Genomic DNA, 23,828 nt, shown 5'->3' on the forward strand with positions numbered 1-23,828 from the left:
GTGTGTTCTCTCTACGAAGGGTGCGGAGGTGGGGCTACCGGATGTGGTGGCGGCCCATCGGAACGATCAGCGGAGTGCCGGACGCCGGGTCGGGGATGACGGTGCTGCGCAGCCCGAAGACCTCGTCGACGAGGGACTCGGTCACGACGTCGGAGGGCGCGCCCTCGGCGACGATCCGGCCGTCCTTCATGGCGATGAGGTGATCGGCGTAGCGGCAGGCCAGGTTGAGGTCGTGCAGGACCACGACGAGGGTGACGCCGCGCTCCCGGTTCAGGTCGGTCAGCAGGTCGAGGACGTCGAGCTGGTGGCTGATGTCGAGGTAGGTGGTCGGTTCGTCGAGGAGGAGCACGTCCGTCTCCTGGGCGAGCGCCATCGCGATCCACACGCGCTGGCGCTGGCCGCCGGAGAGCTGGTCGAGGGGCCGGTCGGCGAGGTCGAGCACGTCGGTCGCGCCCAGGGCGGCGGCGACCGCCGCGTCGTCGGCGGCCGTCCAGCGGCGGAACCAGCCCTGGTGCGGATAGCGGCCCCGGCCCACCAGGTCGGCGACGGTGATGGACTCGGGTGCGACCGGTGTCTGCGGCAGCACGCCGAGGACCGCCGCGACGTCCTTGGTCGACGCCTTCTGGATGTCGTGCCCGTCGAGCAGGACCGCGCCGTCGGTCGGCGCGAGCAGCCGGGCCATCGAGCGCAGCAGCGTCGACTTGCCGCAGGCGTTCGGGCCGACGACGACCGTGATGCGGCCCGCCGGGATGTCCGCGTCGAGGCCGGAGACGATCCGCCGCTCGCCGTAGCCGAGTTCGAGGCCGCGGGCCTGCAGGGTGTGCGGGGATGCCACGGTCTTCTCCTTCGTGGTGGTCATGGTCAGCCGCCCTGCCCGGCGCGGTTGGACCGGGCGAGCAGCCACAGCAGATACGGGGCGCCGATCACGCTCGTGACGATGCCGACCGGCAACTGGGTGCCGGGCAGCAGGTGCTGGCCCGCGAAGTCGGCGACCGTCACCAGCAGCGCCCCGGTCAGCGCGGACGGCAGCAGCGCAGCGCCCTGCCCCGGCACGAGCCGGCGCGCGATCGGCGGCGACACGAAGGCGACGAAGCCGACCGGGCCCGCGGCTGCGGTGGCCACGCCGGCGAGCGCGGTGGCGCAGGCCAGGAGCGCGAGCCGGTCCCGTTCGACGCGGGCGCCGAGCCCGCCCGCGGTGTCGTCGCCGAGCTGCAGCGCGGACAGCGCGCGGGCGGCGAGGGCGGTCAGCGGAAGCAGCAGCGCGGCGGCGCCGAGCAGGGGCCAGAACTGGGGCCAGGACCGCCCGTTGAGGCTTCCGGCCAGCCACAGGAACGCGGTCTGCGCCTCGGTCACGTCGGACCGGGTCATCTGGTACGAGATGAGGCTGGACAGGCCGGTGCCGACGCCGAGCCCGATCAGGACGAGGCGGTAGCCGGTGACACCCCTGCGCCAGGCGAGCAGGTAGACGGCGGCCCCGGCCACCAGCGCGCCCACGAGCGCGACGGCCGACAGGGACGGCCCGCTCAGCCCGGCGATCGCCCCGGCGAGCACGACGGCCGCGCCCGCGCCCGAACTCACGCCGATGATGTCGGGGCTGGCCAGCGGATTGCGCAGCAGCGTCTGGAAGACGGCGCCGGACAGCCCGAAACAGCAGCCGACGAGGAGCGCCAACAGGGCGCGGGGGAGCCGCAGTTCGAGGATCACGAACCGCGTTCCGCTGTCGCCGCCGCCGAACAGGGTGCGGACGACGTCGGTCAGCGGCAGCGTGTAGTCGCCGAAGGAGAGCGACACGCACAGCGCGGCGAACGCGGCCACGGCGAGCGCCGCGCTCACGACGGTGAACCGGGCGCGCCCACGGCGGCGTACGGCGGCGACACGCGCCACGGCGTCGGTGGGACGAAGGTCGGTGGTCATCACAGCGCGACCTCGTTCCTGCGGCGCACCAGGACCACGAAGGGGATCGCCCCGAGCGCCGCCGTCATCACGCCGACCTGCACCTCGCCCGGGCGGGCGACGAGGCGTCCGGCGACGTCGGCGAGGAGCAGCGCGGCGGGCGCGAGGAGCGCGCTGTACGGCAGGATCCAGCGGTGGTCGGGCCCGGTGATCAGGCGCGCGGCGTGCGGAACGGCCAGGCCCACGAAGGCGATCGGCCCCGCGACGACGGTCGCCGCCCCGCACAGCAGCACCACGCAGGCCGCCGCGCCCATCCGGGCGAGCGCGATCCGCTGACCGAGGCCGCGGGCGGTGTCGTCGCCGAGGGCCAGGGTGTTGAGCTGCGGGCCGAGGGCGAGCGCGAGGATGCCGCCCACGACGATGAACGGCAGCGCCTGCCACAGCACTTCGGGTTCGCGCCCGTTCAGCGAGCCGACCTGCCAGAACCGGAACTGGTCGAAGGTGCGGCTGTCGGTGAGCAGCATGGCGCTGGTCACCGAGCCGAGCGCGGCGGCCACGGCGGCGCCGGCCAGGGCGAGTTTCACGGGGGTCGCGCCCTCGCGGCCGAGGCTGCCGACGCCGTACACGAGGACGGCGGCGAGGCAGGCGCCGAGGAAGCCGAACCAGATGTACTGCGAGGGGTCGCTCAGCGAGAGCACGCTGATGGCGAAGACGACGCAGACGGAGGCGCCCGCGTTGACGCCCAGCAGACCGGGATCGGCCAGGGGGTTGCGGGCCACGCCCTGCATCACCGTGCCGGCGAGCCCGAGAGCGACCCCGGCCAGGAGCCCCGCGGCGGTGCGCGGGACGCGGACCTCGCGCACGATCAGCTGGGCGCGGTCGGTGCGGTCCGGGTGGAACAGGCCGGCCACGACGTCGCCGAGCGGGACGTCGCCCGAGCCGACGAGGAGGCTGAGCAGGACGGCGCCCGCGAGCACGAGGGCGAGGGGGAGCAGTCCGGCGAGCAGGGGTCCGCGGGGGCTCCGCGCTATGAGTGGCACCGTTCCGTCCTGTTCACCTTGTGGCCGCGCAGCGGCAGGCGCCGGAACCGGGCGCTCCGAACGTTAGGGGAGCCTAACCTAACATCGGATAAGGTACGGGAATCAACCACCTCGGACTCAGGAGTCGGCTTGCCGCACGTCACGGACACCCTCGCGCCCGGATCGCCCCGACTCCCCGAGGGTTACGAGGAGTTGCGCTCCCCGGAGCGGCTGCGTGAGATCCTCGGCGAGCCGTGGCCCATCGTGATCGAGAAGGTGCACGCGGAACTCACCGAGAAGGACAAGGGCTTGCTGGCCCGGTCGCCGTTCTGTCTGGTCTCCACGTCCGACGCGGACGGCAACTGCGACACGTCGCCGCGCGGGGACGGTCCCGGTTTCGCGCACGTCGTCGACGACCGGACGATCGCCCTGCCGGACCGTCCGGGCAATCGCCGCGGCGACAGCTTCCACAACATCCTGCAGAACCCGCACGCGGGCCTGCTCTTCCTCATACCCGGCGCCAAGGACGTCCTGCGCATCAACGGCCGGGCCCGCATCCTGACGGCCGCCCCCTTCTTCGCGGACATGGCCGTCAAGGGCCAGGAGCCGGTCCTGGCCCTGCTCCTGGACATCGACGAGATCTACCTCCACTGCCCGCAGTCGCTGAACCGGGCGGGGCTCTGGCGTCCGGAGACGTGGGAGGGCGGCCGGGCCTGACCCGGCGGGGCCGTTACCGGCTGGGCCCCACCCGGTACATGCCCACCGACCCGTGTTCCGTGGTCTCGGCGAAGCCGTACTTCTCGTAGAGGAACTTCGCGGGGCCGTCCGCGATCAGCGAGACGTAGGCCGTCGCAGGGGCGCGCCGGTCCAGTTCCTCGGTGAGCGCCGCCATGATCCGCCTGCCGAGTCCCCGGCCCTGGTGGTCCGGGTGCACGCAGATGTCGACGATCTGGAAGGCCGTGCCGCCGTCGCCGATGATCCGGCCCATCCCGATCGGCTCGCCCCGGTGTCGCAGGAGCACGCCGTGCCAGGTGTGGGGGAGGGCGATCGCGGCCGCCTCCGGGGCCTTGTCGGAGAGCCCCGCGGCCGTGCGCAGCCGCCGATAGACGTCGACGGGCGGGACTCCCGCCTCGACGGTGTAAGGGTCCGTTACGTCGGTCATGTGTTACATCCTAGGTGGGGTGCCGCGGAAACGGGGAGGCCCGGCGCACGCCTAGACTTGCTCCGTACTGATGCCGGGGACGGGAGTGGGGCTGTGGTGGCTGGGCGGTTCGAGGATCCGTCGGCTGATGTGCTCGCCGAGGCGGCCGAGGCGTTCGCGCTGCTCGCCTCGCCGGTGCGGCTGCACATGGTGTGGGCCCTGGCCCAGGGCGAGAGCGACGTGAGCGGGCTCGCCGAGCGGGTGGGCGGCGCGCTGCCCGCCGTCAGCCAGCACCTGACAAAGCTGAAGCTCGCCGGTCTCGTCCGGTCCCGGCGCGAGGGCCGGCGGCAGGTGTACTACGTCGACGACCCGGAGGTCGTGAGCGTCGTCCACCTCATGATCGGCCAGCTCGCCGAGCGCGCCGAGCAGGCGAAGGCGCCGGTGCGCCGCCTGCGTGGCGCGGGGGCCTGAAGGCCGGCCCGTGGCCGTCTCCGAACCGGCCGAGCGGACAGGCTCGCTGCCGCAGCCGCGCACCGCACCCGAAGCCCCGACCGCCCTGCAGACCCTGCGCGCCCTGGACACGGGGCCGCGCGGACTGACCGCGCACGAGGCCGAGGCGCGCCTGGCCCGGTACGGCGGCAACACCCTGCCCACCGCCCGGCAGCCCTCCTGGCCGCTGCGGATGTGGCGCAGCCTGCGCGACCCGTTCACCACCGTCCTGTTCTGCCTCGGACTCGTCTCCGCGCTCGTCGCCTCCTGGGGCACGGCCTGCGTGATCCTCGCCCTGGTGATCGTCAGCAGCGTGCTGCGCGCGCACGGCGAGTACCGCGCCGACCGGGCGGGCGCCGGACTGCGCGCCATGGTCGCGGGCACCGCGAGCGTCCAGCGCCGCGACCGGCGCGACGACGAGCCGCGGGTGCGCGAGATCCCCGTCGACGACCTCGTGCCCGGCGACGTGGTGCGCCTCGCCCCCGGCGCCCTGGTCCCCGCCGACGTACGCCTGCTGAAGGCCCGCGGCCTCACCGTGCACCAGGCCGCCCTGACCGGCGAGTCCGCGCCCGTGCCGAAGGAGCCGGCCGACCTGCCGGACGGGGACGGCGAGGGGCACCTGCTGTTCCAGGGCAGCAGCGTCGCCTCCGGCAGCGGCACCGCGGTCGTCCTCGCGACCGGCGCCGACACCCGGTTCGCCGCCGTGCACGGCGCGCGCCGCGAGCGTCCCGCGAGCGCCTTCGACCGCAGCGTGCACGGCATCTCCTGGGTGCTGATCCGCTTCATGCTGCTGACCCCGCCGCTGGTCCTGATGGCGAACGCGGCGGTGCGCGGCCGGGGCCTGGAGACCCTGCCGTTCGCGGTGGCCGTCGCCGTCGGCCTCACTCCCGAGATGCTGCCGGTCATCGTCACCATCTGCCTGGCCCGCGGCGCCTCCCTGCTCGCCCGCTCGCACGGCGTCATCGTGCGCCGCCTGCCCGCGCTGCACGACCTCGGCGCCGTCGACGTGCTGTGCGTCGACAAGACCGGCACCCTCACCCGCGACCAGCCGGCCGTCGACCTCGAGCGCACCGACCCCGAGGCCCTGCACTGGGCGGGCGCCTCGGCCTGGTGGACCCTGCAGACCGCCGAACTCACCGACCCCGACCCGCTGGACGAAGCGCTGCTCGCGGCCACGGGACCCGAGGACTGGGACGCGTACGACGGGATCGACGCGCTGCCCTTCGACCCGGTACGCCGCCTGGCCACCGCCGTCGTCAAGGAACCCGGCACGCTCGGCGTGCACGTGCTCGCCGTGAAGGGCGCCGTCGCCGAGGTCCTGGAGCGCTGCGCGCTCGACGAGGACGAGCGGGACGCGCTGCGGAACCGGGCCGCCGAGCTGGCGGCCGACGGCGTCCGGCTGCTGGCCGTGGCCACGGCCGAGCGCCCCGCCCGCACCCGCGGCTACACCCCGGCCGACGAACGCGGGCTGGTCTTCCGCGGCTTCGTGGCGTTCCACGACGCCCCGGCCGACACCGCCCACGACGCGGTGGCCGCTCTCGGCGAGCGCGGCGTCACCGTCAAGGTGCTCACCGGCGACCACCCGGCGACCGCCACCCGCGTGTGCCGGGACGTCGGGATCGAGCCCGGCGACGTGGTCGTCGGAGCCGACATCGAGCACCTCGACGACGCGCGGCTCGGGGAACTCGCCGACCGCACCACCGTCTTCGCCCGCTGCACCCCCGAGCACAAGGCCCGCGTCATCGCCGCCCTGCGCGGCCGCGGCCACACCGCCGGATTCCTCGGCGACGGCGTCAACGACCTGCCCGCCCTGCGCGCCGCCGACGTCGGCGTGTGCCCCGCGGGCGGCGTCGACGTGGCCCGCGAGAGCGCGCACGTGGTGCTCGCCGACAAGGACCTCACCGCGCTCGAACACGCCGTCGTGGCGGGCCGGCACTCCAGCGCCAACATCGCCTCGTACCTGCGGATCACGCTCTCCTCGAACCTCGGCAACGTGATCGCGATGCTCGCGGCCGGTCTGCTGCTGCCGTTCCTGCCGATGCTGCCGCCGCAGGTCCTCGTCCAGAACCTGTGCTTCGACGCGGCGCAGCTCGCACTCGCCTTCGACCGGCCGCGGACGGCCGCGCTGCGCCGCCCCACGGTGCTGCGGCCGCGGCCCTTCCTGCGCTTCATCACCGGTTTCGGCGCCTTGGGCGCACTCGCCGACATCGCGACCTTCGGCGCGCTCGCCCTGTGCCTGCCCGGCTCCCTGAACATCGGCGACCAGCAGGGCTTCCACGCCGGGTGGTTCACCGAGAACCTGCTGACCCAGGCCCTCGTGATGCTGTTGCTGCGCACGGGCCGCCGCACCGCCGAGGGCCGCACGCCGGGCCCGGTGCGCTGGGCGGCGACCGGCCTTGCCGCCGTCGCGATTCTGCTGCCGCTGACCCCGCTCGGCCCGTGGCTCGGCGTCTCGGGCCTGCCGCTCGTCTACTACCCGCTGCTCGCGGCGATCCTCGTGGCGTACGCGCTGGCGCTGGTCCTGCTGCGGCGTGGCCGCTGGGCGGACCGTCCATAAGCGGGCGGGCCACTCACCCGTAGGACAGGTGGGAGCAGATGTCCTGGTCCGCCGAGCGCGCGGTGTCGGCCACTCCGGAGGGCACCGTCGTCGGGGTCGGCGTCGGTGAGGCCGCGCTGCCCGGCCGGTAGTCCGCGCCGAGCACCACGCCGATGCCCGGGGCGGTGCCCGCGGTCAGTTCGGCGTCGGGGAAGAGCCGGGCGACGGCGGAGGCGTGGGCCTTCTCGCCGGGGCCGTAGGTGATGGTCGTGGTGGCGCGGGCCCGGTCGGCGGCGTTGCCCGTCGCCGGGACGGTGAAGCCGCGGCCGGTGAGTGCCGCGGCGGCGTCGGCGGCGAGTCCGGGCGTGGCGGTGCCGTTGTAGACGGTGACGGAGACGCCCTTGCCGGACACCTCGTCGGTGGCGCTCGGGCTGGGCGTGGCACCGGCTTTGGCGCTGCCCTTCTTCCCGCTCGCGTCCTTGCCGTCGAGCGTGCGGTCCTCCTTGAGCGCGGCCCACAGCGCGTCGGCGTCCGGGTGCACGACGGCGACGCGATCGCCCTCGTACTGCCAGGGGATGGTGACGAACTTGGTGTTGTGCAGGTCGACGTTCTTCAGGGACATCGCGAACGCGAGCAGCTTGTCCGCGGAGCCGAGGCCGGGGTCGACGGTCATCGACTTCGTGGCGGCGTCGGCGAGCGGCAGCAGCTTGGTCGGGGTGAAGCCGTCGGACTTGATCTTCTTGATGAGGCTGGAGACGAACGACTGCTGGCGCTGGATGCGGCCGATGTCGGAGCCGTCGCCGATGCCGTGCCGGATGCGGACGTAGTCGAGCGCCCGCTGCCCGGCGACGGTCTGCTCGCCCTTCTTGAACAGGCGCTTGCCCTGCGTGGGCCGGTTCGGGTCGAGGTCCTTCTGGTAGACGTCGTTGGGCAGACAGACCCGGACGCCGCCGACCACGTCGGTCAGCTGGGAGAAGCCCTTGAAGTCGACGACGACGGTGTGGTCGACGCGCAGCCCGGTGAGCTGCTCGACCGTGTTCTGGGTGCAGGCCGGATTCCCCTGGGCGGTCTGGCCCGTCGTGTAGGCCGCGTTGAACATCACGTTGGTGCGCGTGTCGCTCCACGTGCCGTCCGGCAGCTTGCACGGCGGGATGGTGACCAGGGTGTCGCGGGGGATGGAGACGCCGACGGCGTGCCGGTGGTCGGCGTAGACGTGCAGCAGGAACGCGGTGTCCGAGCGGCCGATGTCGTTCTTGTCGCCGCCGCCGAGGTCGCTGTTCCCGCCGGTGCGCGCGTCGGTGCCGATGACCAGCACGTTCTCGCCCTTGGACGCGTCGGCGTCGGGCCGGTTCCTGGACAGGCCGTCCGAGCCGAACGTGTCGATGTTGCCGTTCAGCTTCAGATACAGCCACCCGGCCCCGCCCGTGATCAGGACGAGCATCGCGAGGCCCGTCACGAGAGTGATCCGCAGTCGGCTGCGCTTGCGCCGTCGCCCCATGCCCCTGCCCTTGCTGTCGTTCCACCCGATGGTTGTACAGTTGCGCAATGTAGCAAGCGCGGCTGTGGGGGTGGCACGTCCACCCCGGTCGCGGTCCGACCACGACAAGAGGTGAACGCCATGTTCCGAAACGCACTGGAGCCCTGGCACCTGTTGGTCCTGGGCGTCGTGATCATCGTGCTCTTCGGCTCCAAGAAGCTGCCGGACACCGCACGCTCCCTGGGCAAGTCTTTGCGCATCCTCAAGAGCGAGACGAAGGCCATGAAGGAGAGCGACGAGACCGCGACACCACTTTAAGCTTTGCGCAAGTGTTGGAAATGATGGAGGTAACAGCAGTGGGAGTTTCCCTGGGCAAGGGCGGCAATGTCTCGCTCAGCAAGGAGGCGCCGGGCCTGACCGCGGTCACGGTCGGCCTGGGCTGGGACGTGCGCACGACGACGGGTACCGATTACGACCTCGACGCGAGCGCCCTGCTGTGCGATGCGGCCGGGAAGGTGCTCTCGGACCGGCACTTCGTCTTCTACAACAACCTCACCAGCCCGGACGGCTCGGTCGAGCACACCGGGGACAACCTCACCGGTGAGGGCGAGGGCGACGACGAGAGCATCAAGGTGAATCTCGCCGGGGTGCCCGCCGAGGTCGACAAGATCGTCTTCCCGGTGTCGATCCACGACGCCGAGCCGCGCGGCCAGAGCTTCGGCCAGGTCCGCAACGCGTTCATCCGCGTCGTGAACCAGGCGGGCGGCGCCGAGATCGCCCGCTACGACCTCTCCGAGGACGCCTCCACCGAGACGGCGATGGTCTTCGGCGAGCTGTACCGGCACGGCGCGGAGTGGAAGTTCCGCGCCGTGGGCCAGGGGTACGCCTCGGGCCTGGCCGGCATCGCGCAGGACTTCGGCGTCAACGTCTGAGGCACGCGCCCCCGCGGCGCCGCCCGTCCCCGAACCCCGGGCGGGCGGCGCCGCGTACGACAGCCCTCAACAACCCATCGACCGCCCGACCAGAAGGCACCGCATGTCAGTGAACCTGGCCAAGGGCCAGCAGATCAGCCTCAGCAAGGACACCGGCGACGCCCTGACCGTCGTCCGGATGGGACTCGGCTGGCAGGCCGCGCCCCGCAAGGGCTTCCTCGCCAAGCTGACCGGCACCCGCGAGATCGACCTCGACGCCTCCGCCGTGCTCTTCGCCGGACAGAGCTATGTCGACGTCGTCTTCTTCCGCCACCTCGTCAGCGAGGACGCCTCGGTGCGGCACAGCGGCGACAACCTCGTGGGCGGCACCGGGCAGGCCGACGACGAGTCCATCACCGTCGACCTCCCGCGCGTCCCCGGCGAGGTGGACCAGATCGTCTTCACCGTGAACTCGTTCACCGGCCAGACCTTCGCCGAGGTGGGCAGCGCGTACTGCCGCCTCGTCGACGAGACCACGGGTGAGGAGCTCGCCCGCTACACTCTTGACGGCGGCGGCAGCCACACCGCGCAGATCATGGCGAAGGTCCAGCGCGAGGGCACCGGCTGGAAGCTCAGAGCGATCGGGGAGCCGGCCGCGGGCCGGACCTTCCAGGACCTGATGCCCGCGATCACCCGCCACCTGTGAGCCTGGCGACCGTCCCGGCCCCCGCGCGCACCCGCGCGGTCAAGGGGGGCCGGGACGCGTTCCACGACAACGCCAAGTACCTGGCGATCGTGCTCGTCGCGATGGGGCACGCGTGGGAGCCGCTGCGCGACGACAGCCGCGCGGCGGCCGCGCTCTACACCACGGTCTACGCCTTCCACATGCCCGCGTTCATCGTCATCTCCGGCTACTTCTCGCGCTCCTTCGACGCGAGCCCCGGTCGACTGAAGCGGCTGATCACGGGCGTGGCCGTGCCGTACGTGGTGTTCGAGGTCGCCTACACGCTCTTCAAGCGGACGGCGGGCGACGACCCGGGCTACCCGATCAGCCTGCTCGACCCCTGGTACCTCACCTGGTTCCTGATCGCGCTGTTCGTGTGGCGGCTGACCACACCGCTGTGGAAGGTGATCCGGTGGCCGCTGCCGGTGGCGCTCGCCATCGCGGCGCTCGCCTCGGTCTCGCCCAGCATCGGCGACGACCTCGACCTGCAACGCGTCCTGCAGTTCCTGCCGTTCTTCGTGCTCGGCCTGGTCCTGAAGCCGGAGCACTTCCAGCTGGTGCGCCGCAAGGAGGCGCGGATCCTGGCGGTGCCGGTGTTCGCGGCGGCCCTGCTGTTCGCGTACTGGGCGGTGCCGAGGATGAACGCGGCCTGGTTCTACCGCCGCGACAGCGCCCAGGAGTTGGGGGCGCCCGGCTGGACCGGGGTGGCCATGACGCTGGCCATGTTCGGCTGCTCGGCGATCCTCGTCGCGTGCTTCCTCGCGTGGGTGCCGGGCCGCAGGCTCTGGTTCACGGCGCTCGGCGCGGGCACGCTCTACGGCTATCTGCTGCACGGCTTCCTCGCCAAGGGCTCTCGCTTCTGGGACTGGTACGAGGTCGACTGGGTGCACACCCCGTGGGGCGAGATCGTGGTGACGCTCGTCGCGGCGGCCGTGATCACCGTGCTGTGCACGCCACCGGTGCAACGGACGTTCCGGTTCGTCATGGAGCCGCGGATGGAGTGGGCGTTCAGACGGGAGCCCGAAGTCAAGGGCTAGGGTCGGCGCATGGTGACGATCACGGGAGTGCCCGACGGCTGGCCGGCCGACGAGGACGCGGCGCGCGGCATGCAGGACGCGCTGCGCGACCGCGTCGTGCGCGGCGAGCCCGGTCCGCCGCCGGGCACCGGCACGGTCACCGGGATCGACGTCGCCTACGACGACGAGCGGGGTGTCGTCGCCGCGGCCGCGGTCGTCCTGGACGCGGCGACACTCGCCGTCGTCGAGGAGGCGACGGCCGTCGGCGAGGTCGCCTTCCCCTACGTGCCCGGCCTGTTGGCCTTCCGCGAGATCCCGGCGGTCCTGGGCGCCCTCGAGGCGCTGACCCGTGACCCCGGGCTCGTGGTCTGCGACGGCTACGGGCTCGCCCACCCGCGCCGCTTCGGCCTCGCGAGCCACCTGGGCGTGCTCACCGGGCTGCCCACCATGGGCGTCGCGAAGAACCCCTTCGTCTTCTCCCACGGCGAGTTGGGCGCGCGGCGGGGGAGCGCGGCGGCGCTGCTCGACGGCGACGAGGAGGTCGGCCGCGCGCTGCGCACCCAGGACGGCGTGAAACCGGTGTACGTGTCCGTGGGCCACCGGATCTCGCTCGACAACGCGTGCGCGCACGCGTTGTCGCTCACGCCGAAGTACCGCGTCCCGGAGACGACCCGCCGGGCGGACCGCCTGTGCCGGGAGGCGCTCGCCGCGCGGACGGGTCCGGCGGACCTCAGCGTTCGGCCGCGACCCGGAACGTGATCCCGGCCTTCGTCAGCCGCTCGATGAGGGCGTCGCCCATGGCCTCGACCGTGGTCACCTGCCCCGCCGTGTCCGGGAGTTCGTCGCGCACCAGGCACATCGCGGACTCGGCGAGCATCTTCGCGGTCTCCGCGTAGCCGGGGTCGCCGCCGGACACCTCCGTGTAGACGCGGCGCCCGCCGCCCTCGCCCACGAACCGCACCGAGAACCAGCTCTTGGCCCGGCGCGCCTCGTCGGGGCCCTCGCCCGGCTTGAGCCGCCCGCCCAACCAGCGGCGCACCGGCGGCACTTGGGACGCGGCGAACAGCGCGCCCATGCCCACCACGCCGCCCACCGCGAACGGCAGCGTCTTCACGGCCGCGTAGTGCCGGTAGCGGAAGTCGGGGCCGTAGCGTGCGACGGCCCGCGCCGAGCGCTGCACGATCTGCGGGTCGATCGTCGGCAGCGGCAGGGCCCACGCGCCGATCTCCTTGGCGAAGCGCGGGGTGCCGGTCGGCGCGTACGCCGTGCGGTCGATGGGGCGCGGCTCGTGGCGGCGCCGCTCCTGCTGGGCAGCGAGCATCTGCCGGGCCCGCGAGAACTGGTTCAGGGCGGAGTTGAACGTGCCGCCGGAGAACGTCGCGTTCGACCGTACGAAGCCGTCGACGCGCAGCGGCACGCCCTCCGGCAGCTGCTTGACGGTGTAGTACGCGCCCAGGTCGTGCGGGATGGAGTCGAAGCCGCAGGCGTGCACGATGCGGGCGCCGGTGTCGCGCGCGCGGGCGTCGTGCCGCACGTACATGAGGTCCACGAACTCCGGCTCGCCGGTGAGGTCCACGTAGTCGGTGCCCGCGCTCGCGCACGCGGCGACGAGCCCCTCGCCGTACTCCAGGTAGGGGCCCACGGTCGTCGCCACCACCCGTGTGTTGACGGCGAGTTCGCGCAGCGACGAGCGTTCGGCGATGTCCACGCGGACCAGCGGGAGCACCGCGCACTCGGGGTTGATCTCGGTCAGCCGTTCGCGCAGCCGCTCCAGCTTCGTGGTGTCGCGCCCGGCGATCGCCCAGCGCAGCCCTTGGGGCGCGTTGGCCGCGAGGTACTCGGCGGTGAGCACCCCCACGAACCCCGTCGCCCCGAACAGCACCAGGTCGTACGTCCTGCTCGACTCGTTCATGCCACCCCTCACCCGCGTCGTGTGCCGTTGTCGGTGGCCGAGGCTAGCGTGAAGGGTGGGACGGGAGCAGCGGGGGCCCTCCGTCCCGTGGCGGGGGCGGTGCGGTCAGGCGCGCTCCGCCGACCGCGCGAGTTCCTCGAGGTCGACGGTCTCGTCGGGCGAGGGCTCCTGCGGGCGCACGGCCTTGTCGTAGTCGCCGAAGGTGGCGCTGTTGGGGTTCTTGCCGCCGGTCGACGTGGTGCGCAGGATGTACGGCTTGCCCTCGGCGGCGACGTACAGCGACAGCGTCTCGCCGCCGGAGGTCTTCTTCGTGAGCCGGACGGCCTTGGTGCCGTCGACGTCCGCGGTGCCGCTCCTCTTCATCCCCCGGCGCTCGGACTTGTCCTCGTCCATGGACGCGACGAGGCCCTGCTTGTCGCACAGGCCCCGGGTCATGGCGTCGTTCGCCGGGGTCTTCACCCACTTGTCCTTGAGCTTCGGCACCAGCTTGGTGGCCCCGGGCTGTTCCTTCAGCGTCGTCTGCCAGTACTTCTCGTCGCCCCGTAAGTAGAGCGTGCCGTCGAGGTGGCGCACGTCGGCCGTCGTGCCGGCCATCGTGACGGTGCCCTCGCAGTTCTTGCTCTGGTCCACGGTGAGGTCGACGGTGAGCCGCTCGCCGGTCTTCTGCTGCGTGGTGCCCTTGATGTGCATCGATTCGGCCTGCCGGGTGGCCTGCACGGCGTCGGCCGCGATCCGGTCCGCGCTCTTGCCGGCGAAGGGTTCGTCCGATGCCTCCTTGTCGCCTCCGCAGCCCAGGAGTCCCAGAGCCGTGATCCCGGTGACCATCGTCAGTGCCGTCATTCGCCTGCTGTGCGCCACGTCGTCTCCCTCCGTGGTTCGCGTGATTTTCGTGAGACGTCACCGAATACCCCTCTCGTCCGGGTGGTCACCGGAAGGGAGGCCGCCACTTGGGGCGCACGGGGCGGAACGGCCGGTACCGGGCGGGGCGAGCGGCGAGAATTGGCTAAGCGCTTGCTTGCTGGGGGCTTGTGCTGAGCGGAGCGGGTTCATAGCATCACTGGTGTTACATCATTAGTGTCACAAGCTGGGGGCGTCGCGGAATGGCAGTGGCAGGCACGGAAAGCGGTGGTCGGCGCGGTGGCCCGCTCGTCGGGGTGCGCGTGGTGGAGCTGGCCGGGATCGGTCCCGGGCCGTTCGCCGCGATGCTCCTCGCCGACCTCGGGGCCGATGTCGTACGCGTCGACCGGCCCGGCGGCCAGGCGCTCGGGGTTCCCCCGGAGTTCGACGTCACGAACCGCAACAAGCGCTCGGTGATCGTCGACCTGAAGGCCGAGGACGGGCCCGCGCGGGTCCTTGACCTCGCCGCGCGCGCCGACGTGCTCATCGAGGGCTACCGGCCGGGCGTCGCCGAGCGGCTCGGCGTCGGCCCCGAGGAGTGCCACCGGCGGAACCCGAAGCTGGTCTACGGCCGGATGACCGGCTGGGGCCAGGAGGGCCCGCTCGCCCAGCGCGCCGGACACGACATCGGCTACATCGCGCTGACCGGCGCCCTCGGCCTGACCGGCGACCCGGACCGCCCGCCGGTGGCCCCGGCGAACCTGCTCGGCGACTACGCGGGCGGCTCCCTCTACCTCGTCGTCGGCATCCTCGCCGCCCTGCACCACGCCCGCGACACGGGCTCCGGGCAGGTCGTCGACGCCGCGATCGTCGACGGCACGGCGCACCTCAGCACGATGATCCACGGGATGCTCGCGGCCGGCGGCTGGCAGGACCGGCGCGCCGCCAACCTCCTCGACGGCGGCGCCCCGTTCTACGGCACGTACGAGACCGCCGACGGCAAGCACATGGCCGTCGGCGCCCTTGAGCAGCAGTTCTACGCGGAGTTCGCCCAGCTGCTCGAACTCGGCGAGGTGGCCGAGGCACGCAACGACCTGTCCCGCTGGGACGAGCTGCGCGCGGCCGTCGCCGCCCGCTTCAAGGAGCGCACCCGCGACGAATGGGCGGCCGTCTTCGAGGGCTCGGACGCCTGCGTGGCGCCCGTGCTCTCCCTCGGCGAGGCCCCGCAGCATCCGCACCTCGCCGCCCGCGGCACCTTCGTCGACCACGGCGGCCTCACCCAGCCGGCGCCCGCGCCCCGCTTCTCCACCACCCCCACCAGCGTCCACTCGGGCCCCGCCCAGCCCGGCGCCGACACCGCAGACGTCGCGCTCGACTGGGACGTACCGGCCCTGAACGAGCCCACCACGAAAGGCAGTTGATCGCGAGCATGGAACGACGCCTGTTCAGCGCCGAGCACGAGGCGTTCCGCGAGACCGTGCGCACCTTCCTCGCCAAGGAGGTGACGCCGCACTACGAGCAGTGGGAGAAGGACGGCATCGTCTCCCGCGAGGCGTGGCTCGCCGCCGGACGCCAGGGCCTGCTCGGGCTCGCCGTGCCCGAGGAGTTCGGGGGCGGCGGCAACGCCGACTTCCGCTACCCGGCCGTGCTCGCCGAGGAGTTCACGCGCGCGGGCGCCTCGGGCCTCGCCGTCGGCCTGCACAACGACATCATCGGCCCGTACCTCACCGCGCTCGCCACCGACGAGCAGAAGCGGCGCTGGCTGCCCGGCTTCTGCGACGGCTCGATCATCACGGCGATCGCCATGACCGAGCCCGGCGCGGGCTCCGACCTCCAGGGCATCCGCACCGCCGCCGAGGACAAGGGCGACCACTGGCTGCTCAACGGCTCGAAGACGTTCATCTCGAACGGGATCCTCGCCGACCTCGTGATCGTCGTCGCCAAGACGACCCCCGAGGGCGGCGCGCACGGCCTCTCCCTGCTCGTCGTCGAGCGCGGCATGGAGGGCTTCGAGCGCGGCCGCAACCTCGACAAGATCGGCCAGAAGTCCCAGGACACCGCCGAGCTGTTCTTCAACGACGTCCGCGTCCCGAAGGAGAACCTCCTCGGCGAGCTCAACGGCGCGTTCATCCACCTGATGACGAACCTCGCGCAGGAGCGCATGGGCATCGCGGTCGCCGCGATCGCCGCCGCCGAGCACCTCCTGGAGATCACCACCGAGTACGTGAAGGAGCGCGAGGCCTTCGGGCGCCCGCTCGCCACGAAGCAGCACATCCGCTTCGAGATCGCGGAGATGGCCACCGAGTGCGCCGTCACCCGTACGTTCCTCGACCGCTGCATCGAGGACCACTCGGACGGGCGACTCGACGCCGTGCACGCCTCGATGGCGAAGTGGTGGGCGACCGAGCTGCAGAAGCGCGTCGCCGACCGCTGCCTCCAACTGCACGGCGGGTACGGGTACATGACCGAGTACCGCGTCGCGAAGGCGTTCACCGACGGGCGCATCCAGACCATCTACGGCGGCACGACCGAGATCATGAAGGAGATCATCGGCCGTTCGCTGCTGACCTGATCCCGCACCACCCTCCGCGGACACCCCCGCAGAATCGAACCCTCTGTTCCGCCGCTTCGAAAGGCACCTCCCGTGACCACAGACGCGTACGTATACGACGCGATCCGCACCCCGCGCGGCCGCGGCAAGGCCAACGGCTCCCTGCACGGCACCAAGCCGATCGACCTGGTCGTCGGCCTGATCCACGAGATCAGGGCGCGCTTCCCCGACCTCGACCCGGCCGCCATCGACGACATCGTGCTCGGTGTCGTCGGACCGATCGGCGACCAGGGCTCCGACATCGCGCGCATCGCCGCCATCGCGGCCGGACTGCCCGACACGGTGGCGGGCGTGCAGGAGAACCGCTTCTGTGCCTCGGGCCTGGAGGCCGTCAACCTCGCGGCGATGAAGGTCCGTTCGGGCTGGGAGGACCTCGTCCTCGCGGGCGGCGTCGAGTCGATGTCGCGCGTGCCGATGGGCTCCGACGGCGGCGCCTGGGCGATGGACCCGATGACCGCGTACGAGACCGGTTTCGTGCCGCAGGGCATCGGCGCCGACCTCATCGCCACCATCGAGGGCTTCTCGCGGCGCGACGTCGACGAGTACGCCGCGATGTCGCAGGAGCGCGCGGCCGCCGCCGTGAAGGACGGCCGCTTCACGCGCTCGATCGTCCCGGTCAAGGACCGCAGCGGCCTCACCGTCCTCGACCACGACGAGCACCTGCGCCCCGGCACGACGGCCGACTCGCTGGGCAAGCTGAAGCCCTCGTTCAAGGACATCGGCGACCTCGGCGGCTTCGACGCGGTGGCGCTGCAGAAGTACCACTGGGTCGAGAAGATCGACCACGTGCACCACGCGGGCAACTCCTCCGGCATCGTCGACGGCGCCTCGCTGGTGGCCATCGGCTCCCGCGAGGTGGGGGAGCGCTACGACCTGACCCCGCGCGCCCGCATCGTCTCCGTCGCGGTCTCCGGCTCCGAGCCGACCATCATGCTCACCGGTCCCGCGCCCGCCTCCCGCAAGGCGCTCGCCAAGGCCGGTCTGACCATCGACGACATCGACCTCGTCGAGATCAACGAGGCGTTCGCGGCGGTCGTGCTGCGCTTCGTGAAGGACATGGGCCTGTCCCTGGACAAGGTCAACGTCAACGGCGGCGCCATCGCGCTCGGCCACCCCCTCGGCGCCACCGGCGCGATGATCCTCGGCACCCTCGTCGACGAGCTGGAGCGGCAGGACAAGCGGTACGGCCTGGCCACGCTGTGCGTCGGCGGCGGCATGGGCATCGCCACCATCGTCGAGCGCGTCTGACCCCTCGTCCCGAAACCCCTTACGGAGCTACGCAGATGACCGAGAGCACCACCATCCGCTGGGAGCAGGACGACACCGGCATCGTCACGCTCGTCCTGGACGACCCCAACCAGTCCGCGAACACCATGAACCAGGCGTTCAAGGACTCCATCGCCGCGATCGCCGACCGCGCCGAGGCCGAGATCGCCGCGACCCCCGACTCGATCCGCGGGTTCATCTACACCTCCGCCAAGAAGACCTTCTTCGCGGGCGGTGACCTCAAGGACATGATGAAGGCGGGCCCCGAGGACGCCCAGTCCGTCTTCGAGACCGGCATCGGCATCAAGAACTCGCTGCGCCGCATCGAGACCCTCGGCAAGCCCGTCGTCGCGGCCATCAACGGCGCGGCCCTGGGCGGCGGTTACGAGATCGCGCTCGCCAGTCACCACCGCGTCGCGCTCGACGCGCCGGGCTCGAAGATCGGCCTGCCCGAGGTCACGCTCGGCCTGCTCCCCGCGGGCGGCGGCGTCACCCGCACCGTCCGCCTCATGGGCATCGCCGACGCGCTCCTGAAGGTGCTGCTCCAGGGCACCCAGTACAACCCGCAGCGCGCCCTGGAGAACGGCCTGGTCCACGAGGTCGCCGCGACCCGCGAGGAGATGATCGAGAAGGCCCGCGCCTTCATCGACGCCAACCCGGAGTCGCAGCAGCCCTGGGACAAGCCCGGCTACCGCATCCCCGGCGGCACCCCCGCGAGCCCCAAGCTCGCCGCGAACCTGCCCGCCTTCCCGGCCAACCTGAAGAAGCAGGTCAACGGCGCCCCGTACCCGGCCCCGCGCAACATCCTCGCGGCGGCCGTCGAGGGCTCCCAGGTCGACTTCGAGAACGCCCTCGCGATCGAGGCCCGCTACTTCACCGAGCTGGTCACGGGCCAGACCGCGAAGAACATGATCCAGGCGTTCTTCTTCGACCTCCAGGCCGTGAACTCGGGCGCCAACCGCCCCAAGGGCATCGAGCCCCGCAAGGTGAACAAGGTCGCCGTCCTCGGCGCCGGAATGATGGGCGCCGGCATCGCCTACTCCTGCGCCCGCGCGGGCATCGAGGTCGTCCTCAAGGACGTCACCGACGAGGCCGCCGCCAAGGGCAAGGCGTACTCCGAGAAGCTGTGCGCCAAGGCCGTCAAGCGCGGCCGCACCACCCAGGAGAAGGCGGACGCGCTGCTCGCCCGCATCACCCCGGCCTCCGACCCGCAGGCCGTGGCCGGCTGCGACGCGGTCATCGAGGCCGTCTTCGAGGACCCCTCGCTCAAGCACAAGGTGTTCCAGGAGATCCAGGACATCGTCGCCCCCGACGCCCTGCTCTGCTCCAACACCTCGACGCTGCCGATCACCACCCTCGCCGAGGGCGTCGAGCGGCAGGACGACTTCATCGGCCTGCACTTCTTCTCGCCCGTCGACAAGATGCCGCTCGTCGAGATCATCAAGGGCGAGCGCACCGGCGACGAGGCCCTGGCCCGCGCCTTCGACCTCGTACGGCAGATCAACAAGACGCCCATCGTGGTCAACGACTCGCGCGGCTTCTTCACCTCGCGCGTCATCGGGCACTTCATCAACGAGGGCGTCGCCATGGTCGGCGAGGGCGTCGAGCCCGCGTCGGTCGAGCAGGCGGCGGGCCAGGCCGGCTACCCGGCGAAGGTCCTGTCCCTGATGGACGAGCTGACCCTCACCCTGCCCCGCAAGATCCGCGAGGAGACGAAGGCCGCGATCGTCGAGGCCGGCGGCACCTGGGAGACCCACCCGGCCGAGGCCGTCATCGACCGCATGGTCGACGAGTTCGGGCGGCCGGGCCGCAGCGGGGGCGCGGGCTTCTACGAGTACGGCGAGGACGGCAAGCGGGCCGGGCTGTGGCCGGGCCTGCGCGAGCACTTCACCAAGCCGGGCACGGAGATCCCGTTCGAGGACATGAAGGAGCGGATGCTCTTCTCCGAGGCCCTCGACACGGTCCGCCTCATCGAGGAGGGCGTGCTCACGTCCGTCGCCGACGCCAACATCGGCTCCATCTTCGGCATCGGCTTCCCGGGCTGGACCGGCGGCGTGCTCCAGTACATCAACGGCTACGAGGGCGGCCTGCCCGGATTCGTCGCCCGCTCGCGCGAGCTGGCCGGCCGCTACGGCGACCGGTTCCTGCCGCCCGCGCTGCTGGTGGAGAAGGCCGAGAAGGGCGAGACGTTCAAGGACTGACGTCTTGCGCGGGAGGCGTTCAGCGCTCGGCGCGGAACGCCTCCCGCAGCTCTTCCTTCAGGGAGCGCTGGAAGGCGGTCAACAGCGCCTGCACCACCAGTGGCTGCATATGGGCCGACAGCGACTTCACGTCCTGCTCGGCCCTTTGCGACACCTCGGAGCGGAACAGCCGGGCCAGCTCCTGCGCGGCGCCCCGCGAGTGCTGCACGAGCACCTCGCGCGAGGCGAGGATCGCGTCGAGCGACAGCGGTACGTCGAGCAGCTGCACGCCGAGCCGCAGCTGGCCCGTGTCGCAGCGGAAGGTGTCCTCGCCCTCCCGCGTCAGCACGTCCATCGTGGCGAGCCGCGCCAGGTGCTCCTCGGTCAGCTCCCGGCCTGCCCGCTGGTCCAGCTCGCCCCTGGTCAGCGTCTCGACCGAGTCGGGGGCCCAACTCGCCACCACCGCACGGTGGATGGCCAGGTCCTGTGCGCTCAGGTCGGCCGGCAGCTGCTCCAGGTACCGCTCGATCGCGGCCAGCGTCATGCCCTGGTGCTGCAGCTCCTCGATCAGCTCGAGCCGGGCGATGTGGTCGGGCCCGTAGTGCCCCACCCGGCGTGGCCCGATGACCGGCGGAGGCAGCAGGCCCCGCGTGCTGTAGAAGCGGATGGTGCGGACGGTGACACCGGCGCGGGCCGCCAGTTCGTCGACGGTCAGCGTGGGGACCTGAGTGTCCGTCGTCATCTTCGCCTCTCGCTGCGATCCGGGTGCAACAGTATTGCTGAGACACCGACATTGTGAAACCCGAAGTGGGCGGTCGACGCCATATACGCCGCCTCCGGTTCCACGTCCAGAGGCGTCCCGTCATGTGAGAAGCGCCGCTATGTGATCTCCGCCACCGCATCCGGGGAGATCTTCGGGGAAGGTGCACCTCGGTCCGCACGCCGTCAGGGGCGATGCGGACCGAAGCACGTTCCGGACCCCGGCGGCCCCCACGTCGCCGGGCACCACAGAGTGGACACCCCCTCGTGAGCAAGGACGCCCTCAACACAGCCACGGACGCATCCCGCACAGATGCCTCCCAGGCGCCCGCCGACGCGGGCGACGCCGGCTACAGCAAGGCCCTCAAGAGCCGCCACATCAACATGATCGCCATCGGCGGCGCGATCGGCACCGGACTCTTCCTCGGCGCCGGCGGGCGGCTGCACGACGCGGGCCCCGCCCTCGTCTTCGCCTATCTGATCTGCGGCATCTTCGCGTACTTCGTGGTGCGCGCCCTCGGTGAAATGGTCGTCTACCGGCCCTCGTCCGGTTCCTTCGTGTCGTACGCACGCGAGTTCCTCGGCGAGAAGGGCGCCTACGTCGCCGGCTGGATGTACTTCCTGAACTGGTCGATGACGGGCATCGCCGACATCACCGCCGTCGCGCTCTACACCCAGTACTGGAGCGCCTTCACGAGCATTCCGCAGTGGGTGCTCGCGCTGATCGCGCTCGCGGTCGTGCTGTCGGTGAACCTCGTCTCGGTGAAGTACTTCGGCGAGATGGAGTTCTGGTTCTCGATCATCAAGGTGGCCACCCTGGTGGCCTTCCTGTTCGTGGGCATCTTCCTGGTCGCCACGCAGCACCCGGTCGACGGCCACACGCCAGGACTGCACATGATCACGGACAACGGCGGCTGGATGCCCAGCGGCACCATGGCCGTGGTCCTCGTGATGCAGGGCGTCGTCTTCGCGTACGCCGCGCTCGAACTGGTCGGCGTCGCGGCGGGCGAGACCGCCGAGCCGCAGAAGGTCGTCCCGCGCGCGGTGAACTCGATCATGTGGCGCGTCGGCCTGTTCTACTGCGGCTCGGTGCTGCTGCTCGCGCTGCTGCTGCCGTCCACCTCGTACACCTCGGGCGAGAGCCCGTTCGTGACGCTGTTCTCGAAGCTGGGCGTCGGCGGCGTCGGCGACATCATGAACCTGGTCGTGCTGACCGCGGCCATGTCCTCGCTGAACTCCGGCCTCTACTCCACGGGCCGCATCCTGCGCTCCATGGCCATGTCGGGCTCCGCTCCGAAGTTCACCGCGAAGATGAACAAGAACCAGGTGCCCTTCGGCGGCATCCTGCTCACCGCGGGCGTCGGTGTCCTGGGCGTCGGCCTGAACTACCTGCTGCCCGCCGAGGCGTTCGAGATCGTCATCGAGGTCTCCTCGATCGGCATCATCGGCACCTGGGTCATGATCATGGTCGCGCACCTGGCCTTCGTCCGCCGCGCCAAGCAGGGCCTGGTCGAGCGCCCGAAGTTCCGGCTGCCGTTCTCCCCGGTCACGGAGATCGTCACGATCGTCTTCCTGCTCTCCGTGCTCGCCCTCATGTGGAACGACGAGGAGACCGGCCGCAAGACGCTCATGCTGATCCCGGTCGTCGGCGTGCTCCTCTTCATCGGCTGGTTCCGGGTGCGGCGCAATGTCGACCGCATCGCCACCGACGAGCTGACGAAGGTGACCGACGGCAACTGAGCCTGCCCGCCTTCCTCCACGGGGCCCCACGCACACGTGCGTTGGGGCCCCGTGCCGTTCGGGTAGGACACAGGCATGTCGCTGGTTCCCTGGGACGTACAAGTCAAGATCGGACAGCTGGCCGCGCTCGCCGCGGCCCTGGTGACGTCGCTGATCACCTCCGCCCGCCGACGCCGCCCGCCCACCGCGCCGAACCCGCCGGAACCGCCCCCGCCCCCGTCCCCGCTGCCGGCCCACGTCGTCCCCTGCCGCCAGGCCCCGGCCGCGGCCGCCGTCACGGACCTGTGCACCTGCGTCTCCGAGCTGGCCTCGGACCTCGCCAAGCGCTACGCCGACGACGGCCGCCGGCCACCCGCCCCGGACGCGCATACTTGATCGGAGACCGGCCCCGCAGGCTCCACACGCACCACGAGGAGCGGCACCCCCATGAAGCAGCACGACCCGGACCCGCCACCGCCCCCGGTGGGCGGCATCCTCTGGGAGACGGCGGGCGACGTCCGCGCCCTGCTCGCCCTGCCCGCCGCGTTCGTCCTCCAGGTCGCGCACCCCGCCGTCGGCGCGGGCGTCGACGACCACTCGGTGTTCCGCACCGACCCCTGGGGCCGCGGCGCCCGCTCGCTGACCTCCGTGATGCTCTGGGTGTACGGGGGTGAGGAAGCGGCCGAGGAGGGCCGCCGCCTGCGCCGCCTCCACCGCACGATCCAGGGCACCGACCCGCACGGCCGCCGCTACCACGCCCTCACCCCGGCCCACTACGCCTGGGTGCACGCCACCGGCTTCCCCGTCTCCCGCTACGCGCGCCGCTACTTCGCCACGCCGTTCACGCCGGAGGAGGAGCGGCGGTTCTACGAGGAGTGGCTGATGGTCGGCCGCATCCTCGGCATCCACGACCGGGACATGCCGCAGACGGTCGAGGAGTTCTGGCCGTACTACCGCAAGATGCTCGCGCAGGAGATCGAGCGCAACGCGGTGGTGACCGAACTGACGTCGCGCTCCCGCGCCCTGCCACCACCACCGGGCCACCACCCGGTCATCGGATTCCTCTGGCCCCTCATCCGCCCGGCCCTGACCCGCACGATGAGCTTCCTGTCGACGGGCCTGCTCCCGCCGGAGGCCCGAGAGGCGATCGGCCTCCCGTGGACCCCACGCCAGGAACGCCGCCTGCGCCACTTCGCGGCACTGGTGAGGCTGGTGGCGCCGCGGCTGCCGGAGCGCTTCAGGTATCTGCCGGTGGCGCGCCGGGCGCGAGCATCGAGATCAAGCAACTCCGGCACATCGAGCCCCTGCGGCGATTGAGCAGCGGGGCCCGGGGCAGAG

At 71.9% G+C, this 23,828-nt stretch carries 22 protein-coding genes and 1 pseudogene; 15 read left to right on the plus strand and 8 right to left on the minus strand.

Translation table 11 applies throughout. The features are described from left to right. Positions 1–34: 34 nt before the first annotated feature. From ACZ7L4_RS10885 to ACZ7L4_RS10895, 3 genes are read right to left on the minus strand one after another with little or no spacing between them, the layout of a single operon-like run. A complete protein-coding gene (locus ACZ7L4_RS10885; protein WP_472101399.1) occupies positions 35–859 on the minus strand; it encodes an ABC transporter ATP-binding protein in 825 nt (274 codons plus the stop codon). Positions 860–861: 2 nt separating this feature from the next. Then, positions 862–1,914 (minus strand): FecCD family ABC transporter permease, encoded by a 1,053-nt coding sequence (locus ACZ7L4_RS10890; protein WP_472101400.1) that lies wholly within the window; start codon positions 1,912–1,914, stop codon positions 862–864. Continuing rightward, positions 1,914–2,933, minus strand: a complete 1,020-nt coding sequence (locus ACZ7L4_RS10895; protein WP_472101401.1) for a FecCD family ABC transporter permease — start codon at positions 2,931–2,933, stop codon at positions 1,914–1,916. The genes ACZ7L4_RS10890 and ACZ7L4_RS10895 overlap by 1 nt, the downstream gene beginning before the upstream one ends. Positions 2,934–3,062: 129 nt before the next feature. On the opposite strand from ACZ7L4_RS10895, the gene ACZ7L4_RS10900 reads away from it, so the two are divergent. Next, the gene (locus tag ACZ7L4_RS10900; protein ID WP_472101402.1) at positions 3,063–3,629 is read left to right on the plus strand and encodes an MSMEG_1061 family FMN-dependent PPOX-type flavoprotein; all 567 of its coding nucleotides are present in this window, start codon (positions 3,063–3,065) and stop codon (positions 3,627–3,629) included. 13 nt (positions 3,630–3,642) lie between these two features. Here ACZ7L4_RS10900 and ACZ7L4_RS10905 read toward each other — a convergent pair whose 3' ends face one another. Beyond that, positions 3,643–4,074 (minus strand): GNAT family N-acetyltransferase, encoded by a 432-nt coding sequence (locus ACZ7L4_RS10905; protein ID WP_472101403.1) that lies wholly within the window; start codon positions 4,072–4,074, stop codon positions 3,643–3,645. A gap of 93 nt (positions 4,075–4,167) precedes the next feature. On the opposite strand from ACZ7L4_RS10905, the gene ACZ7L4_RS10910 reads away from it, so the two are divergent. Both ACZ7L4_RS10910 and mgtA read left to right on the plus strand, forming a co-directional pair. Further along, entirely contained in the window at positions 4,168–4,524 is a 357-nt protein-coding gene (locus ACZ7L4_RS10910) for an ArsR/SmtB family transcription factor (protein ID WP_422414536.1), read from the plus strand. Positions 4,525–4,534: 10 nt separating this feature from the next. Beyond that, positions 4,535–7,099 (plus strand): magnesium-translocating P-type ATPase, encoded by a 2,565-nt coding sequence (mgtA, locus tag ACZ7L4_RS10915; RefSeq protein WP_472101404.1) that lies wholly within the window; start codon positions 4,535–4,537, stop codon positions 7,097–7,099. A 13-nt stretch (positions 7,100–7,112) separates the two neighbouring features. On the opposite strand, the gene ACZ7L4_RS10920 is transcribed toward mgtA, so the two are convergent. After that, positions 7,113–8,576, minus strand: a complete 1,464-nt coding sequence (locus ACZ7L4_RS10920) for an LCP family protein (RefSeq protein ID WP_472101405.1) — start codon at positions 8,574–8,576, stop codon at positions 7,113–7,115. A 120-nt stretch (positions 8,577–8,696) separates the two neighbouring features. Here ACZ7L4_RS10920 and tatA point away from each other — a divergent pair. The 5 genes and pseudogenes from tatA to ACZ7L4_RS10945 all read left to right on the plus strand — a co-directional run. Further along, positions 8,697–8,858 (plus strand): annotated as a pseudogene (gene tatA / locus ACZ7L4_RS10925) (Sec-independent protein translocase subunit TatA); the annotation flags it as partial. Positions 8,859–8,911: 53 nt separating this feature from the next. Further along, positions 8,912–9,487: a TerD family protein gene (locus ACZ7L4_RS10930; RefSeq protein ID WP_422414533.1), complete on the plus strand. Its 576-nt coding sequence runs from the start codon at positions 8,912–8,914 to the stop codon at positions 9,485–9,487. 103 nt (positions 9,488–9,590) lie between these two features. Next, positions 9,591–10,172: a TerD family protein gene (locus ACZ7L4_RS10935; protein WP_472101406.1), complete on the plus strand. Its 582-nt coding sequence runs from the start codon at positions 9,591–9,593 to the stop codon at positions 10,170–10,172. Then, the gene (locus ACZ7L4_RS10940; RefSeq protein ID WP_472101407.1) at positions 10,169–11,227 is read left to right on the plus strand and encodes an acyltransferase family protein; all 1,059 of its coding nucleotides are present in this window, start codon (positions 10,169–10,171) and stop codon (positions 11,225–11,227) included. The genes ACZ7L4_RS10935 and ACZ7L4_RS10940 overlap by 4 nt, the downstream gene beginning before the upstream one ends. Before the next feature lie 9 nt (positions 11,228–11,236). Continuing rightward, on the plus strand, positions 11,237–11,965 hold the full coding sequence (locus ACZ7L4_RS10945) for an endonuclease V (RefSeq protein ID WP_472101408.1): 729 nt from the start codon (positions 11,237–11,239) through the stop codon (positions 11,963–11,965). Here the strand turns inward: ACZ7L4_RS10945 and ACZ7L4_RS10950 are convergent. Further along, positions 11,937–13,118, minus strand: coding sequence for a saccharopine dehydrogenase family protein (locus tag ACZ7L4_RS10950; RefSeq protein WP_472101409.1), 1,182 nt, complete (start codon positions 13,116–13,118; stop codon positions 11,937–11,939). The two genes, ACZ7L4_RS10945 and ACZ7L4_RS10950, sit on opposite strands and share 29 nt — an antisense overlap. A gap of 105 nt (positions 13,119–13,223) precedes the next feature. Then, positions 13,224–13,976 (minus strand): hypothetical protein, encoded by a 753-nt coding sequence (locus tag ACZ7L4_RS10955; RefSeq protein WP_472101410.1) that lies wholly within the window; start codon positions 13,974–13,976, stop codon positions 13,224–13,226. Between the two features lie 242 nt (positions 13,977–14,218). On the opposite strand from ACZ7L4_RS10955, the gene ACZ7L4_RS10960 reads away from it, so the two are divergent. From ACZ7L4_RS10960 to ACZ7L4_RS10975, 4 genes are all read left to right on the plus strand, one after another. Next, positions 14,219–15,376, plus strand: coding sequence for a CaiB/BaiF CoA transferase family protein (locus ACZ7L4_RS10960; protein ID WP_472101411.1), 1,158 nt, complete (start codon positions 14,219–14,221; stop codon positions 15,374–15,376). A gap of 8 nt (positions 15,377–15,384) precedes the next feature. Then, entirely contained in the window at positions 15,385–16,527 is a 1,143-nt protein-coding gene (locus ACZ7L4_RS10965) for an acyl-CoA dehydrogenase family protein (RefSeq protein WP_472101412.1), read from the plus strand. A gap of 72 nt (positions 16,528–16,599) precedes the next feature. Further along, positions 16,600–17,814: an acetyl-CoA C-acetyltransferase gene (locus ACZ7L4_RS10970; protein WP_472101413.1), complete on the plus strand. Its 1,215-nt coding sequence runs from the start codon at positions 16,600–16,602 to the stop codon at positions 17,812–17,814. A gap of 35 nt (positions 17,815–17,849) precedes the next feature. Further along, the gene (locus tag ACZ7L4_RS10975) at positions 17,850–20,033 is read left to right on the plus strand and encodes a 3-hydroxyacyl-CoA dehydrogenase NAD-binding domain-containing protein (RefSeq protein WP_472101414.1); all 2,184 of its coding nucleotides are present in this window, start codon (positions 17,850–17,852) and stop codon (positions 20,031–20,033) included. A gap of 19 nt (positions 20,034–20,052) precedes the next feature. Here ACZ7L4_RS10975 and ACZ7L4_RS10980 read toward each other — a convergent pair whose 3' ends face one another. Continuing rightward, positions 20,053–20,754: a MerR family transcriptional regulator gene (locus tag ACZ7L4_RS10980; protein ID WP_472101415.1), complete on the minus strand. Its 702-nt coding sequence runs from the start codon at positions 20,752–20,754 to the stop codon at positions 20,053–20,055. A 284-nt stretch (positions 20,755–21,038) separates the two neighbouring features. Here ACZ7L4_RS10980 and ACZ7L4_RS10985 point away from each other — a divergent pair, with 284 nt between their 5' ends. From ACZ7L4_RS10985 to ACZ7L4_RS10995, 3 genes are all read left to right on the plus strand, one after another. Continuing rightward, positions 21,039–22,511, plus strand: coding sequence for an amino acid permease (locus ACZ7L4_RS10985; protein WP_472101416.1), 1,473 nt, complete (start codon positions 21,039–21,041; stop codon positions 22,509–22,511). A 75-nt stretch (positions 22,512–22,586) separates the two neighbouring features. Then, positions 22,587–22,886 carry a hypothetical protein gene (locus ACZ7L4_RS10990; protein ID WP_472101417.1) on the plus strand — a complete coding sequence of 100 codons (300 nt, stop codon included), beginning with the start codon at positions 22,587–22,589 and terminating at the stop codon, positions 22,884–22,886. 51 nt (positions 22,887–22,937) lie between these two features. Then, entirely contained in the window at positions 22,938–23,807 is an 870-nt protein-coding gene (locus ACZ7L4_RS10995; RefSeq protein WP_472101418.1) for an oxygenase MpaB family protein, read from the plus strand. Positions 23,808–23,828 lie beyond the last annotated feature (21 nt).

This window comes from Streptomyces sp. NPDC107575 (genome assembly GCF_055657265.1).